The organism is Nonomuraea thailandensis (assembly GCF_024172165.1).
Lineage (GTDB): Bacteria > Actinomycetota > Actinomycetes > Streptosporangiales > Streptosporangiaceae > Nonomuraea > Nonomuraea thailandensis.
On the sequence record NZ_JAMZEB010000002.1, the window covers coordinates 9315239 to 9329445 of the forward strand.

At 72.2% G+C, this 14207-nt stretch carries 16 protein-coding genes; 4 read left to right on the forward strand and 12 right to left on the reverse strand.

Annotated elements, in window-relative coordinates; genetic code table 11:
• Positions 1–4: 4 nt before the first annotated feature.
• A complete protein-coding gene (locus tag HD597_RS46710; protein ID WP_253753116.1) occupies positions 5–1591 on the forward strand; it encodes a hypothetical protein in 1587 nt (528 codons plus the stop codon).
• Here the strand turns inward: HD597_RS46710 and HD597_RS46715 are convergent.
• Positions 1578–2819, reverse strand: a complete 1242-nt coding sequence (locus HD597_RS46715; RefSeq protein WP_253753118.1) for a hypothetical protein — start codon at positions 2817–2819, stop codon at positions 1578–1580. The genes HD597_RS46710 and HD597_RS46715 overlap by 14 nt on opposite strands.
• A gap of 281 nt (positions 2820–3100) precedes the next feature.
• Here HD597_RS46715 and HD597_RS46720 point away from each other — a divergent pair, with 281 nt between their 5' ends.
• Complete coding sequence (locus HD597_RS46720) at positions 3101–3613, forward strand: helix-turn-helix domain-containing protein (RefSeq protein ID WP_253753120.1); 513 nt, start codon at positions 3101–3103, stop codon at positions 3611–3613.
• 64 nt (positions 3614–3677) lie between these two features.
• Here the strand turns inward: HD597_RS46720 and HD597_RS46725 are convergent, their stop codons facing one another.
• The 11 genes from HD597_RS46725 to HD597_RS46770 all read right to left on the reverse strand — a co-directional run bounded on the left by HD597_RS46725 (position 3678) and on the right by HD597_RS46770 (position 9696).
• The gene (locus tag HD597_RS46725; RefSeq protein ID WP_253753122.1) at positions 3678–4424 is read right to left on the reverse strand and encodes a methylated-DNA--[protein]-cysteine S-methyltransferase; all 747 of its coding nucleotides are present in this window, start codon (positions 4422–4424) and stop codon (positions 3678–3680) included.
• On the reverse strand, positions 4421–4981 hold the full coding sequence (locus tag HD597_RS46730) for an RNA polymerase sigma factor (RefSeq protein WP_253753124.1): 561 nt from the start codon (positions 4979–4981) through the stop codon (positions 4421–4423). The genes HD597_RS46725 and HD597_RS46730 overlap by 4 nt, the downstream gene beginning before the upstream one ends.
• Positions 4982–5069: 88 nt before the next feature.
• Positions 5070–5375: a DUF1416 domain-containing protein gene (locus tag HD597_RS46735; RefSeq protein ID WP_253753126.1), complete on the reverse strand. Its 306-nt coding sequence runs from the start codon at positions 5373–5375 to the stop codon at positions 5070–5072.
• Positions 5375–6214: a sulfurtransferase gene (locus HD597_RS46740; RefSeq protein ID WP_253753128.1), complete on the reverse strand. Its 840-nt coding sequence runs from the start codon at positions 6212–6214 to the stop codon at positions 5375–5377. The genes HD597_RS46735 and HD597_RS46740 overlap by 1 nt, the downstream gene beginning before the upstream one ends.
• Positions 6211–6624 (reverse strand): DUF4395 domain-containing protein, encoded by a 414-nt coding sequence (locus tag HD597_RS46745; RefSeq protein ID WP_253753130.1) that lies wholly within the window; start codon positions 6622–6624, stop codon positions 6211–6213. Before HD597_RS46745 ends, HD597_RS46740 begins: the two co-directional genes overlap by 4 nt.
• Before the next feature lie 58 nt (positions 6625–6682).
• The gene (locus tag HD597_RS67085) at positions 6683–6766 is read right to left on the reverse strand and encodes a putative leader peptide (RefSeq protein ID WP_350668905.1); all 84 of its coding nucleotides are present in this window, start codon (positions 6764–6766) and stop codon (positions 6683–6685) included.
• A 72-nt stretch (positions 6767–6838) separates the two neighbouring features.
• Positions 6839–7258, reverse strand: coding sequence for a thioredoxin family protein (locus HD597_RS46750; RefSeq protein ID WP_253753132.1), 420 nt, complete (start codon positions 7256–7258; stop codon positions 6839–6841).
• A gap of 29 nt (positions 7259–7287) precedes the next feature.
• On the reverse strand, positions 7288–8145 hold the full coding sequence (locus tag HD597_RS46755) for an anti-sigma factor family protein (RefSeq protein WP_253759764.1): 858 nt from the start codon (positions 8143–8145) through the stop codon (positions 7288–7290).
• Entirely contained in the window at positions 8145–8657 is a 513-nt protein-coding gene (locus HD597_RS46760) for a sigma-70 family RNA polymerase sigma factor (RefSeq protein WP_253753134.1), read from the reverse strand. Before HD597_RS46760 ends, HD597_RS46755 begins: the two co-directional genes overlap by 1 nt.
• A 37-nt stretch (positions 8658–8694) precedes the next feature.
• The gene (locus HD597_RS46765; protein WP_253753136.1) at positions 8695–9360 is read right to left on the reverse strand and encodes an LmeA family phospholipid-binding protein; all 666 of its coding nucleotides are present in this window, start codon (positions 9358–9360) and stop codon (positions 8695–8697) included.
• An 84-nt stretch (positions 9361–9444) separates the two neighbouring features.
• Entirely contained in the window at positions 9445–9696 is a 252-nt protein-coding gene (locus HD597_RS46770) for a MoaD/ThiS family protein (RefSeq protein WP_253753138.1), read from the reverse strand.
• A 176-nt stretch (positions 9697–9872) separates the two neighbouring features.
• On the opposite strand from HD597_RS46770, the gene HD597_RS46775 reads away from it, so the two are divergent.
• Entirely contained in the window at positions 9873–10565 is a 693-nt protein-coding gene (locus HD597_RS46775; RefSeq protein WP_253753140.1) for a response regulator transcription factor, read from the forward strand.
• A gap of 123 nt (positions 10566–10688) precedes the next feature.
• Positions 10689–14162, forward strand: coding sequence for a tetratricopeptide repeat protein (locus tag HD597_RS46780; RefSeq protein WP_253753142.1), 3474 nt, complete (start codon positions 10689–10691; stop codon positions 14160–14162).
• The last annotated feature ends 45 nt before the right edge of the window (positions 14163–14207 follow it).

Genomic DNA, 14207 nt, shown 5'->3' on the forward strand with positions numbered 1-14207 from the left:
GGACATGAGCACGAACGACGAGCGCGACTGGTTCGCACCGCGCAACGACCGGCGTCCGGACGACACCACGCCCCACCCGCCGGTCGGCCAGGAACCCCCGGCCGACCAGGCCCCGCCGCCCAGCCAGGCACCACCGCCCGGCCTCGGCCCCGCCATGCCGCCACCCGGCGCCGGCCCCGCCATCCCGCCACCCGGCTTCGGCTCGGCCCCCGGCCACACGCCGCCCCACGGCCCCACGCCGCCGCACAGCCCCACGCCGCCCGATCATGCCCCGGCACCCGGTCACGCCCCGCCTGGCCAGGCTCCGGCGCCCCGTCAGGCCCCGCCGCGCAGCCGGGTGACGCCGCCCGGTCTGGGCTCGGCCCCCGGGCACGCCACGCCACCACCCGGGCTCGGCTCGGCCCCCGGCCACGCCACACCACCACCCGGACTCGGCTCGGCGCCCGGCCACGCCGCGCCGCCGCAGGGCCTGCGCTCCGCCGCCGGCCCCGGCGTGCCGCCGCCCGAGCAGGGGATGCCGCCTCGTCGCGGGCGGCATGGCCGTGCGATGCCTCAGGGGCAGGGGACGCCGTACCCGCCGGAGCCGCCGTACTCCCAGGGGTCCGCGCAGCCCCGTCCTCAAGGGCCCACGCCCCACAGGACGCCGCGCCCCCAGGGCGGGCTGCCTCCGCAGGGCGTGCCGCACGGGTACGGCCCGTCCCCGAGCCATGCCCGGCACGCTCCCACCGCCGACCAGCAGGTCTGGCCCCCGGCGCAGCGCGAGTCCGTCGGCGGCGCCACGCAACCGATCCCCGCCATCCGGCCCACAGCGGGGGCGGCTCCCGGCGCGGCCATGTTCGGCGCCCCACAACCCCCCGGCGCACAACCCCCCGGCGCGCAACCTCCTGGCGCGCAGCCCCCGGGCGCGCAGGCCCCTGGGGCGAACCCGGCTTCGGGCCCGGGGCAGGCCTTCGCCGAGTCCGGCGCTCCCGAGGAGCCCGCCGCCGCGCCCACCGGGTCCGCGCCCTCCCCGCGTGCCAGGCGCCGCCGCACCGCCCTGATCGCGGCGGGCGCGATCGTCGCGTCGCTGCTCGTCACGGCCGGCCAGACCTACGACGGCTACCTCTTCTACGAGAAGGTCACCGACGAACGCAAGGAGACGAAGGAGACCGTCGTGCCCGCCGGCCAGGCGGGCAAGGTCCACAACATCGAGTACCGGGCCGCGGTCAGCACCACGGAGATCCCGCAGGGCAGCACACCGCGGCCGAACACGACGTGGCTGAAGATCGAGATCACGCGGAAGCTCCTGGACGAGGCCAACGCCACCATGACGGCCGGGCCCTCGGAGATGCAGCTGAGGGACTCCGCGGGCCGTACCTGGGCGGTCGAGGCCAGGCCGGTGGGGGATCAGCCGTCGGAGAGGCTCGTGGTGGGCGAGGAGTACAGGATCGAGGGGCTGGCGATCGTGCCGACCCCGGTGGCGAACGAGGTGCAGCTCAGCTTCCGCCCCAGCGCCTACCGCTCCGACACGCCGACGGAAGACCTGTTCGACCGGAAGGCGATGGAGAAGGCCGAGAAGGACGACGTGGTGCTGGTGTTCAGGCGTCGCTGAGCGACTCTCCTCTGAGGCGGGCGCGGGTGGCGGCGATGTCGTACGTGGCCGCCAGGAGCGTCGTGGTGAGCACGGTCACGATCATGTCGAGCACGAAGTACAGCGGCGGGCCCTGGTAGGTCCACGCCCATTCGGCCTCGGAGCCGACGAGGTGCCGGATCCAGCGGTCGGCGTACTCGCCCGCCACCATCACGCCCACGTAGCACAGGCACATCATGCCGAACAGCGGCGCGCCCGCCTTGAACACCATCCGCAGCGAGTTGGCCAGCGGCACCCAGCGATCCCTGAATCCCCCGGTGACCTGGTCGAACGACCTCTGCGTGAGGTCGTGGCTGCCTTCGAGGCGGTCCACGCCCTTCTCCAGCCTGGTGCCCTTGACCAGGGCTCGGGTGTCGTCGGAGTAGGCGCCGAAGACGAGCATGGCCACGGTGAGCCAGGCGAGCGGGACGGCGACGGCGTCGAGCAGCAGCGGCCAGACGTCGCCGAACCAGCCCGTGACGTCGTCCCAGACCGGGATCTTCTGCTGGGCCTCGGCCCAGACCTCCGTGGTGCCCTCGACCACGCTGCGGTGCGTCACCCATTCCGAACGCGCGTCGGCGAAGGCGACCGTGGCGTTCAGCCCGTAGAAGACGAACGCGAACTCGGAGAAGGCGGCTGCGAAGCCGTAGAAACCGCCCTTGCCCTTCTCCACGAGCCTGGCGAACAGCATCTTCAGCCCGAACATGACGACCATCGCCCCGAGCGACACCCGCCAGTCGATGTCGGTGAGCCCCTGCCCGACGTCGGAGTTCTCCCCGAACCAGGAGGCCTCCGTCATGTCGAAGAAGTGGTGGAACAGGTCCATCTGGTAGATGTCCCGGGCGTCCTCCACGTGGAAGCCCCACGCGAGATAGAGCACCGCGAAGGCCGGGGCCACCCGGTCGAGGGTCCGGAAGAAGCGCTCGTCCGCCACCTCGTCGCCGGTCCTGGCCCGGATCTCCCAGAGGGCGCCGCGCAGGGTGTGGAGCATGCCGGTGGTGACCGTCATCGCCGCCAGGATGATGAGCGTCAGCAGGGTCATGACGCCCACGAGGCGCACCTGCCGCCAGTCGCCGTAGGCCACCTCGACGGCGCCGTACAGCAGCACGAAGCGCGCCAGCTCGCCGACGGCGTACCAGCAGATCAGCGGCAGCGCGCACTTGCCCGCCAGGCGAAGGGCGTGCAGGGGCAGCGAGTACGGCGACGGCATCTGCTGAGCCGGCGTAGGCCCAGGTCGCGGAGGTGCCGTCACACCTGTCGATCCGGACATCTGTGGAATCGTATCGGTCTGTCACTTGTGGCGCAGCAGCAACCTGGCAAAAGCGCTACGCTCCGCAGATCGATCATGAACACGCGGCGATCACGGCGCGGCCCCCCGGAAGCGGCGGGCGGTCCGCGACCAATCGGGGAGCGCAGCCCACATGCTGGTCGGATGTGCGGCAATATGGCGGTATGGAGCCGCAGCCCGCACTCGACACCGATCCTCGCGTGGTGGGAGATCGACTGCGGCGGCTGCGGCAGGCGCGCGGCGTCTCGCTCTCCGAGCTCGCCAAGCGCGCCGGCATCGGCAAGGCCACGCTGTCGGGCGTGGAGACCGGCACGCGCAACCCCACCCTGGAGACGCTCTGGGCGATCACCGCGCAGCTCGGGGTGCCGATCGGGGCCATTCTCGACGCGCCGCCCGAGCCGCAGATCATGCGGGGCACCGCCATCGAGGCCGAGCTGCTCGAGGTGTTCGAGGACGATCGCGTCACCTACGAGCTCTACCGCGTGCGCATCCCGCCAGGGCTCACCCAGACCTCGCCCGCGCATCACGAGGGGGTCAGCGAGCACGTCACGGTCTTCACCGGCACCCTCAGCGCGGGGCCCATCGACGAGCCGCTCACGGCCGGGCCAGGTGATCACATCTCGTGGGTGTCCGACGTGCCGCACGGCTACCGGGCGCACGGGCCGGACGTGGTGCGGGCCACGCTCCTCATGCGGTACCCGACCAAGCCCGTCTGAGCCCGTTCTGAGCCTGTCTGAGCCCGTCTGAAGCCCGTGTGCCCGGCGCGTCAGGCGGGGGCCGCTACGCCGGCACGTCCTGGGCCGGGCGGCAGGTGCGGCACGGCCGGTAGCCCGCGGCCCGCGCCTGGGCGAGGCTGCGGAAGCCGTGCCGGTGCGCGGCCGTGATGCGCCGCGCGTTGTGGCACGTCGGGAAGCACACCACGCCGGTCGTGTCGCTGGCCAGGTAGAACACCCGCTTCCCCGCCAGTGCCCGCAGCCGGTCCAGGTCCACCCCCTCCTCCAGCAGCAGCCGTTCCTTGGCCGGCGCGCCGAACACGTAGTCGCCCACCATCCCGTCCGACCGGGTGACCCGGTGGCACGGGACGAGCAGGGGCACCGGGTTGCGCCCGAGGGCGGTCCCGACGGCCCGTACGGCCCTGGGGCTGCCGACGCGGGCGGCGATCCACGCGTAGGGGCGGACCTCGCCGCGCGGGATCTCCCGCGCCGCGTCCAGGACCGCGCGCTGGAAGGGGCTCAGCCCGCGCAGGTCGAGCCGCAGCCCCGACAGGCGGCCGGTGCGCAGCGCGGGCAGCAGCCCGGCGGGCGGCCGGGCGGCGGGCAGCAGCGGGCGGCCGAACCGCTCCCTGAACGCCTGCGCGAAGCCCTCTCCCGCGTGCACGTAGGCCACACCCTGATCCGTGCAGGCCACCGTCACCTCACCGATCGGCGCCGGAACGCGCACCCACCGGGCCGCGATCCGTTCGAGCAGGCTCTCCGGCGGCTCCACGGCGAGTGCCGCGAGTCCGGTGAGCAGGGGATCCTGAGTCATCGGGCACCTCCTAGTACGCGTAGCCGCCTCAGCCCCCGCGACACGTGCGACTTGACCGTGCCCTGGGGGATCTGCAGGACGGTGGCGATCTCGCTGACCGGCAGGTCCACGACGTGCCGCAGCACGACAGCGGCCCGCTGCTCGTCGGGGAGCTGCCCCAGCAGCGCGGCCAGCTCGTCGCCGGTCTCGCGGCGGACCGCGGCCGCCTCGACGCCCTCGCCGGGGTCGGCGCCGTCCAACGGCTCCTCGACCAGGTCCGTCGGCGGCCTGCGGGACTTGGCGCGGGCGCAGTTGCGCCAGACGTTCATGAGGATCGTCATCAGCCACGCCCGCGGCTGCAGCCCGGCGAGGCGCTCGGGCGAGTACCCGGACAGGGCCCGGTACGCCCGCAGGAACGCCTCCGCCGTGTAGTCCTCGGCGTCGGCCCAGCGCCCGCTCAGCCGCAGCGCGGTCGAGAAGACCAGGCCGCGGTAGGCGCCGTACAGCTCGGCGAAGCCCTCGTCGAGGTCGTCGAGCAGCGCCTTGCGCACCGGGTCTGGACAGTCGGTTTCAGCCACGTTCTCTACAACACCGCGCGGTCGCCATCGGTTGCACGCGAAAGGCCCGCGTTCCCCGGAGAGGGAACGCGGGCCCGCACGCAGATGCTCAGACGGCGACCGCGAGCTGGGCGACCTCGCCCAGCTTGGCTTCCACCTGCACGTCCCTGGTGACGCCGCCGCCCGCGATGATGCGGACGGTCCAGTCGCCGGGAGCGGCGAAGAAGCGGAAGACGCCGTCCTCGGAGACCACGACCTCGCCGGTGAACTCACCGGAGTGGTCGAGCAGTCGCGCGTACGCCGTGCCGGCGCCGGTCACGACGCCCTGGATCACGGCCTGGTTGGCCAGATCGATCCCGGCGGGCAGCGCGACGGTCTGCTCCGGCGCGCCGCAACCCTGTGCTGCAGCCGACATCAGCGGGCCTCCCCAAGCTCGATCGGCACGCCCACGAGCGAGCCGTATTCGGTCCACGAACCGTCGTAGTTCTTCACGTTGGACTGCTCGAGCAGCTCGTGCAGCACGAACCAGGTGTGCGCGGAGCGCTCGCCGATGCGGCAGTAGGCGATGGTGTCCTTGCCGAAGTCGACGCCGGCCTCCTGGTAGAGGGAGCGCAGGTCGTCGTCGGACTTGAAGGTGCCGTCGTCGTTCGCGGCCTTGGACCACGGGATGTTGCGGGCGGTGGGCACGTGGCCGCCGCGCTGCGCCTGCTCCTGCGGGAGGTGCGCGGGGGCGAGCAGCTTGCCGGTGAACTCGTCGGGCGAGCGCACGTCGACCAGGTTGAGCTTGCCGATGGCGGACACCACGTCGTCGCGGAAGGCGCGGATCGCGCTGTCCTGCTCCTGGGCGACGTACTGGGTCTTGGCCCGCTGCGGCACGTCCTTGACCAGCTCGCGCGAGTCGAGCTCCCACTTCTTGCGCCCGCCGTCGAGCAGCTTCACGTTCTCGTGGCCGTACAGCTTGAAGTACCAGTACGCGTAGGCGGCGAACCAGTTGTTGTTGCCGCCGTACAGCACCACGGTGTCATCGTTGCCAATGCCGCGGTCGGACAGCAGCGCCTCGAAACCGGTCTTGTCCACGAAGTCACGGCGCACAGGGTCCTGCAGGTCGTTACGCCAGTCGACCTTCACGGCACCACGGATGTGGCCCTTGTCGTAGGCGCTGACGTCCTCGTCGACCTCGACGAGAACGACTCCCGGGGTGTCGAGGTTGGCCTCGACCCAGTCGGCGTCCACCAGGGCGGCGGAGCGGCTCATTTGGATACCTCCATGTTGGCGGCGGGCAGTAGTCGGCGAATGAGCAGGTACGTTTCGCAGCCGAGGCAGAATCCGAAGGCTGCGTTGAGGAAGGCGGCGAGGAGAGCCGCGGCCGTGGCCACGAAGGCCAGCGACGTGATCCCGGTGGCGAACCCGACCAGGCCGACTACCGCGAAGGCCAGCCCCACCCCCTGCGCGAAGCGGGGCGGGCGGGCGTCCTCGGTCTCCGTTGGATCGCTCCTCACGAGCACCTTGAAGAGCATCGCGTACGGCGAGCGCCGGTGCGCCCCGAGCGCGAAGACCACCGCCTGGGCGGCGAGCAGCCAGAAGCTCTCCGTCACCAGGACGGAGGCCAGGACCAGGGTGGTGATGGCCGCGCCGAAGCGCAGCGCTCTAGGATCGGCACGCATCGCGGGATGCTCCTGAAGGGTCGATTGGGGCGGATCCTCAGTCCGCGCGAGATCGTCCTCAGGCAGCGCGACAGAGCGCGGTGGCGACGCGGCAGAAATCAACCGCGCGCCGCTTCGTCAGCAGCTCTGTCGATGGGTTCATGGCGAAGACACTACTCGGCGTCTCGTCATCTGTCACATCTCGTCCGGTTGGTGAGACAACTTGTGAGACGGCTCACAGTCCGGAATCCGGTACGGCCGCCGCCAGGGCGGCCAGGACGTCGGCCTTGCGCGGTTGCCCCGAGGCTCTCTTGACGATGCCGCCCGCCGCGTCGAGCACCAGCACGGTGGGCGTGCGCGTGATGTCCAGCCTGCGGACGAGGTCGAGCCGGGACTCGGCGTCGATCTCGACGTGGGCGACGCCCGGCACGAGCGCGCTCACGTCGGCCAGGACCCGCCGGGTGGCCCGGCACGGCTGGCAGAACGCGGTCGAGAACTGCACCAGAGTGGCCCTCTCGCCCAGCCCCGAGCCGAGGTCGCCGGCGGACAGCCGGTCGCCGCCCGCTTCGTGCACGCGTCCGTCGCGGCGCAACCGGACCACCCCGATCACCGTCCCGAGCGCCAGCGTCGCCAGCGCCACCCACAAGCCCGTCATCCTCTGGTGCAACCGCGCGCCGGGGTCGTTTACTTCCCCCGGGCCTTCGCCGGCACGTTCACCTTGACGAGCAGGTTCCCCGCCGTGTCGACGATCTCGAACCTGGCGATCTGCTTCAGGCCGAGCTCCGTACGGAAGCGGAAGATCTTCCCGGTCTCGTAGTCCGCGCGCCGCACGACCCAGCTGTCCGAGCGCTCCTGCCGGCCGTCCACGCCGACCACGACGACCAGGCAGTCGGTGCCCACCGGCACCCCGGTGACCTGCACGCCGAGCTCGGAGCCCGTGGCCGCCTGCCGGACGAGCACGGTGGCGTAGTAATCGGCGGCCTTGTTCTCGCCGGGGAACGCGACCTCGTCCGCCCTGGCCGGCCTTGAGCTGGCCTGGATCCGGGGGGCCGGGCTCGCGGAGGGCTCCACGGCGCTCCGGGCGTCCTCGGCGGCGCTCTGCGACGCTCGCGGGGAGCTCTGGGGCACGGCCTTCTCCGCGGAGCTCTGGTCCCGCATGACCTCGGGGCCCTGCGACGCGGCCGGGGCCTGCGCCGCCGTCGACCCGCCTCCCGAGCCGGTCTGGACCGCCGTCCACACCGTGCCGCCCACCACCAGCACCGCAGCCGCCGCGACCAGGGACATCAGGGCGCGGCCGCGCCTGGTCCGCTTGACGCGGTCGTTCAGCAGCCGGTCGAGCACCTGGCGCGGCGGGCTGGCCACCAGCTCCACGTCGCGCTCCGACACCTTGCCCAGGAACGCGCCGACGCCCTCCAGCTCCAGCAGCTCGGCGCCGCACGCCTCGCAGGTCGCCAGGTGGTGGTCGATCTCCGCCGCCTCTTCCGGATCGAGCGCCCCCAGGGCGTGCGCGCCCAGCGAGATCCGGACCTCCTCACACGTCATCACGGTGCCAGCCCCCGTTCCTCGAGCGCCAGCTTGAGGGCGCGCAACGCGTAGTACGTGCGGGACTTCACCGTGCCCGGCGGTATGCCCAGCGTCGCCGACGCCTCCTTCACCGATCGCCCCCGGTAGTAGACCTCCAGCAGCACCTCGCGGTGCTCGGCGCGCAGCGCGGCCAGCGCCTCGGCCACGGCCCACGACTCGACCGCGCGCTCCAGCTCGTCATCGGCCGGCAGGACCGCCAGCGCCTCGTCGCCGGTCTCCGGCGGCCTGGCCTTCTTGGCGCGGTGCTGGTCCACGACGAGATTACGGGCCACCGTGAACAGCCACGCGCGGATCGGCCTGCCGGACATCGCCTCGGGATGCCGCCAGGCCCGCAACAGCGTCTCCTGCACGACGTCCTCGGCCCGCCCGGAGTCGCCGGTCAGTCGCAGAACGTAACCGTAGAGGGGCCCGGCATGCTCGTCGAAGAGGGTCTTCACGAGTTCCTCGTCGGCGGTCCCGGCTGCACTCACGCCCTCATCACGTACGACGGGAGCGAGCGGTTCAATCTCATCCACGAATCGGCACGTCAGACGCCTCGGCCGAGAACTCCAGGCCCTCGGCCACGCTCTTGACCCCGGTCACCTTCACGTCGAAGGGCAGCTTGCCCTGGAAGGGGATGGTGTAGGAGACGAGCTGGGCGACCTGGTCGGGCACGCCCTCGATCTTCTCCGCCTGGATCTTGATGCCCCCGTCGGCGAGCTCGACCCGCATCTCGGCGTTGAACCGCACCTTGTTCACCCCCATCGTGACCTCGCCCGACGCGGTGAGCCGCCGCCCGTTGCCGCCGATCTTGACGCCTTGGGGGGCGTACTTGTCGATCGTGGCCCTGGTGAGGGTGCCGCTGACGGTCACGCGGCCGGCCCGGATGTCAGGTCTGTTCTGGATGATGTCGGACAGGGGGGCCGTCACGTCGTAGGCGGCGCCCCGCAGGTTCTTGACCGGCACGTCGCCGTACGTGAACGTGCCGAGATTGAACCGTACCTCCGGATAGCGCCCGGAGACGGCCTGAGTGAGAAATGGGATGCCCTCAATTGTCACGGTCGGCGTGCCGGAGAGGTCGGCCGTCGCCGCGATGCGGTTCGCCAGATCACGCTCGACGCCGGCCACCGCGACCCGATCGACGGCCACCAGGAGAATGACGAGCACGATCAGAAAGACGAGCAGCTTGCGCATGGAGCTCCCTGTCTCGAGCGGGGGGTCAAGAGACTACCGACTGGCATCCTCATTCCCCCGCGAAGCGCCCATTCACCTGACCGCTCACCCGCCGGCGAAGGGGGGCAGCACCTCGACGGTCGCGCCCTCGCCGAGGACCACCTCGCCGTGGGGGCGCTTGCCCACCGGGGAGCCGTCCACGAGGAAGGAGCATCGTCGCACGACCCGTGCCAGCTCTGACCGATTTTGTGTGATTTTCGTCATGAGTTCACCAAGAGTGACCGCTTCGAACGGTTCCTCGGCCACTCCTGCCGCTTCCTTCGCAGCCGCCCAATAACGTACTTTTCCCGTGGCCATGCCGTGCCTCACAATCCTTTCCACACTATTGTGCGCCGCCCTTAACCAGCTTGTTCCAGGAGACGCGCTGTTCACCTGCTGGACGCGCAATGGACGCGACTTACTCGTGGGATATCCTCGCCTACAGGACCTGGGCGACGTAGCCCCCGGGTCCTTGCGTGTTTGAGGAGGCCGTAATGAGCAACCTGCTCCTGCTGACCAACGCCCTCGAGCCGTCCGCCGAGGTGCTACCGGCGCTGGGGTTGCTGCTCCACTCGGTCCGTGTCGCCCCGGCGGAGGCGTCCGCCCTCATCGACACCCCACCCGCCGACGCCGTCATCGTGGACGCGCGCAAGGAGCTCGTGCAGGCCAAGAGCCTGTGCCGGTTGATCCGCACCACCGGCATCGACTGCCCCCTCCTGGTGATCGTGACCGAGGGCGGGCTGGCGGCGATGACCGCCGAGTGGGGCGTGGACGACGTGCTGCTCGACAGCGCCGGGCCGGCCGAGGTGGAGGCACGGCTGCGCATGGCCACCGGCCGCATCTCGCAGGCCGCGGCGGAGGACGTGCCCGACGAGATCCGCAGCGGCGACCTGTCGATCGACGAGGCCACCTACACCGCGCGGCTGCGCGGGCGCGTGCTCGACCTCACGTTCAAGGAGTTCGAGCTGCTGAAGTACCTCGCCCAGCACCCCGGCAGGGTCTTCACCCGCGCCCAGCTCCTCCAGGAGGTCTGGGGCTACGACTACTTCGGCGGCACCAGGACGGTCGACGTGCACGTGCGGCGGCTGCGCGCCAAGCTCGGCACGGAGTACGAGTCGCTGATCGGCACGGTGCGCAACGTCGGCTACCGTTTCGTGCCCGACCGCGCCGACGCCGCCAACGTCTGAACCCCGGGCGGCTCATTGACAGCGGGTTCCCGCTGCGCTCCACTGATGTGACAAGTCGTCGTACACACTGTTTCGCGTCTGTCATGTCGAGGACACCGCCGTCCTGAAAGGGGTGGTGTCCGGGTGAGTCTGTTCAGATCGCTGGTCGACGAGGGCGCCCGCGCACGCGTCTACCACCGCAACGAGATGATGTGCTCGCCGCAGCGGGCCGACCACAACGTCTACCTGATCGACTCGGGCTACGCCCGCGAGTACGCCCCGGCGGGCGGGCGCGAGGCCCTGCACGACCTGCGGGGCGCCGGCGACCTGGTCGGCGAGCTGGCCTTCTGGAGCCCCGCCGACCGGGTCAGGGTCGACGCGCTGACCGAGGTGCGCGTCTGGCCCATCGACCTGCGCCGGCTGCGCGAGCACGCCTCCGCCGGCCCGGCCGTGGCGACCGCGCTGGTGCAGGAGCTGTTCGCCAGGAACGTGGCCGCGCGCCGGCACGAGGCGCTGGCCCGCGCCCCCGTCGCCGCCCGGCTGGCCGTGTGGCTGCTGCACCTGGACGAGCGTTACGGGCTGGGCTCCGACCAGGCGCCGCCGCTGACCATGGAGACGCTGGCCGGCCTGGTGGGCAGCTCAGCCGACGTGGTGCAACGCCAGATCACCCAGTGGACCCAGCGGGGCTGGCTGGTACGGCTGCGCTACCGGCGCTTGCGCATCGCCGACCCGTCCGCGCTGCGTGGCGCCGCCGGGAGCTGGGAGCACCTGTCGGCCCCGTGGGCGGGACAGGTGACGCCGTTCCTGATCCGCCCGGCCGGGCCGTCCGGGCCCCTGCCGGTGGGCGAGGTGCCCAAGCCGCGCCAGCTCCCCGCCGACATGCCGGACTTCATCGGGCGGCAGCAGAGTCTGGACCTGCTCACCGCCTGGCTGGAGCGGCCCAGGCGGACGAACACGATGGTCGTGCAGGGCCTGCCCGGCGTGGGGAAGACCGCGCTGGTGACGCACTGGGGCCACCTGCACGCCGACCGGTTCCCCGACGGGCAGATCGTCATCGACCTGCGCGGGCAGTCGCCGAGCCAGCCGCCGATGAGCACCATCGAGGCCCTGGGGCAGATCCTGCGCTCGCTCGGCATCGGCGAACCCGCCTCCGACGAGGCCGAGCTGATGCTGCTCTACCGCAGCAGGATCGCCGGGCGCAGGCTGCTGCTCATCCTCGACAACGCCGCCGACCCCGCGCAGGTGCGGGCGCTGCTGCCGGGCAGCAAGGACTGCGTGGTGCTGGTCACCAGCAGGACGCGGATGGCGCCGCTGCGCGCCACCGGGCACGCCGACCTGATGGATCTGCTGGTGCTCGACCCGGGCAACGCGGTGGCGCTGCTGGTCGCGGTGCTCGGCGAGGGCTCGCCGCGGGCCGCCGACCGCGACGCGCTGGCCGAGCTGGCGCGGGTGTGCTCCTACCACCCGTTCGCGTTGCGGATCTCGGCGGCCAAACTGGCCGAGAACCCCGGGCTCAGCGTGCAGTCCCGGGCCCAGGAGCTGCGCCGGCCCGACCGGCGGCTGGTGGGCGATCCCGAGGAGGCGTTCACGCAGGCGCTCAACCTGGCGTACGAGTCGCTGAGCCCGGCGCAGCGGCGGGCGTTCCGGCACGTCGGGCTGCTGCCGGGGCGCGACTTCACGCCCGAGGTGCTGGCGGCGGCGCTGGGCGTGCCGGTGACCGAGGCGGTGGTCGCGGTGGAGGGGCTGCACCGGGCGTACCTGGTGGAGCCGCTGCCCGGGCCGCGCTACCGGGTGCACGACCTGGTCAAGCGGCTGGCCAGGGAGCTGGGCAGGCACGCGGAGGCGGGGGTGCGGGAGGCCAGGGCGCGGCTGCTCGACCACTACCTGGCCGTGGCGACCGACCCGGGGACGCCGCGCGAGTGGTTCGAGGCCGAGCGGCGCTCGCTGGTCTCGGCCGTGCGGCTGGCCGGGGAGAGCGGCGCGCACGGCATGGCCTGGCGGCTGGCCGAGGCCGTGTTCGAGCCGTTCAGGCGGCTGCGGTTCTACGAGAACAACCTGGAGGTGCAGCAGGGCGGGCTCACCTCGGCGATGCAGGTGAGCAACCGGCGGGCCATCGCGCTCATGCGCAGCCGCCTGGGCTCGCTCCACCGCGACATCGGGCCCTCCACGCTGGCGGCCAGGCTGATCGGCGAGGCGCTGGCGGACTTCGCCGAGCTCGGCGACCGCGAGGGCCAGGCGCGGGCGCTGAACGAGCTGGCCGAGGTGCACGGCATCGCCGGCAACAGCGAGGACGCGCTGCGCTACGCCGGTGAGGCGCTGGAGCTCCACCGGGCGATCGACGACCAGGCGGGGGTGGCGAGCTGCCTGCACACGCTGTCGCGGCTGCACCTGTCGCAGGAGCGGTACGAGCTGGCCCTGCACCACGCCGGCCAGGCCCTCGACGTGCGCGAGGAGCTCGGCGACCGGCGCGGCACCGCGCAGAGCCTGATCATCCTGGCCACCGTGCAGCGCAACCTGGGCGAGCCGAACGCCGCGCTGTCGGAGGGCCTGGAGGCGCTGTCGATCTGCCACGAGCTCGGCGACGAGCACGCCGAGGCCGAGACGCTGCTGTGCCTGGCCGAGATCTACGACCTGCTCAGGCTCCCGCAGGACGCCCGGCGCGACGCCGAGCGGGCGCTGGCCGGCTACACCGCGACCGGCGACCAGTACGGCTGCGGCCGGGCCCTGTGCGCGCTCGGCCGCATCGCGCGCAACGGCTCCCGCTACGACGAGGCGCTGTCCTGCTACGAGCAGGCCCTGACCGTGCAGGTCGAGCTCCACCACGAGCAGGGCAAGGCCGAGACGCTCGGCGACATCGGGCTGGTGCACTGGCGGCTGTCGGACTACCTGCGGGCCGACGAGTACCTGAGCCAGGCGCTGGCGATCAGCCGGGTGATCCGCGACGGGCCCATCGAGGCCCGCATGCTGAACCGGCTGGCGCGGGTGCGGCGGCGGCAGGGGCGGCCGCAGGTGGCCTTCGTGTACGCGCTCGAAGCCCTGGACATCGTGCAGGGGCTGGGGAACCGGCGGGTCGAGGCCGACGTGCAGGAGACGCTGACGTACACGTACCTGTCGCTGGGGCAGCCCAAGGCGGCGCTGCGGGCGGCCAGGTCGGCGCTGGCGATCAGGGAGGAGCTGCGCGACAACCGGGGCAGCGCGCTGCTGTCGATGGCGCAGGCGCTGCTCGCGGCCGGCCGGTCGGCGCAGGCGCTGGAGCCCGCCAGGGAGGCGGTGGAGCTGCAGCACGAGACCGGCACCCGCGACCGGTGGGGGGCGGCGCTCACCACGCTCGCCCTGGTGCTGCTGGACCTGGACAGGGTGGACGAGGCCGTGGTGTACGCCCGGCAGGCCAGGGACGTGCACAGCGAGTGCGGGACCCGGCGGGACCTCGGGTGCGCGCTGCGGGCGCTGGGCCTGACCTCGGCCCGGCTCGGGCACCGGTGGGCCGCCGTCTCCCATCTCCGCGAGGCGGTGCGGACCCTGGAGGAGGTCGGCGACGTCTTCGAGGCGAAGCAGGTGGCGGAGGAACTCCGGCTTCTCCACGAAATGCCGACAAAAGTCGTGAAATCTCAGGCCTGAGGTCGCAGATCTTCTCCGGACACTCCCGTTAGCTGGTGACCCAGC

Bases quoted from the DNA above. Each gene is read 5' to 3' on its own strand.
- HD597_RS46725 (WP_253753122.1), bottom strand. From the start codon at position 4,424: ATGACTCAGGATCCCCTGCTCACCGGACTCGCGGCACTCGCCGTGGAG.
- HD597_RS46755 (WP_253759764.1), bottom strand. From the start codon at position 8,145: ATGACGTGTGAGGAGGTCCGGATCTCGCTGGGCGCGCACGCCCTGGGG.
- HD597_RS46715 (WP_253753118.1), bottom strand. From the start codon at position 2,819: ATGCCGTCGCCGTACTCGCTGCCCCTGCACGCCCTTCGCCTGGCGGGC.
- HD597_RS67085 (WP_350668905.1), bottom strand. From the start codon at position 6,766: ATGAACCCATCGACAGAGCTGCTGACGAAGCGGCGCGCGGTTGATTTC.
- HD597_RS46775 (WP_253753140.1), top strand. From the start codon at position 9,873: ATGAGCAACCTGCTCCTGCTGACCAACGCCCTCGAGCCGTCCGCCGAG.
- HD597_RS46740 (WP_253753128.1), bottom strand. From the start codon at position 6,214: ATGAGCCGCTCCGCCGCCCTGGTGGACGCCGACTGGGTCGAGGCCAAC.
- HD597_RS46770 (WP_253753138.1), bottom strand. From the start codon at position 9,696: ATGGCCACGGGAAAAGTACGTTATTGGGCGGCTGCGAAGGAAGCGGCA.
- HD597_RS46745 (WP_253753130.1), bottom strand. From the start codon at position 6,624: ATGCGTGCCGATCCTAGAGCGCTGCGCTTCGGCGCGGCCATCACCACC.
- HD597_RS46710 (WP_253753116.1), top strand. From the start codon at position 5: ATGAGCACGAACGACGAGCGCGACTGGTTCGCACCGCGCAACGACCGG.
- HD597_RS46750 (WP_253753132.1), bottom strand. From the start codon at position 7,258: ATGACGGGCTTGTGGGTGGCGCTGGCGACGCTGGCGCTCGGGACGGTG.
- HD597_RS46735 (WP_253753126.1), bottom strand. From the start codon at position 5,375: ATGTCGGCTGCAGCACAGGGTTGCGGCGCGCCGGAGCAGACCGTCGCG.
- HD597_RS46765 (WP_253753136.1), bottom strand. From the start codon at position 9,360: ATGCGCAAGCTGCTCGTCTTTCTGATCGTGCTCGTCATTCTCCTGGTG.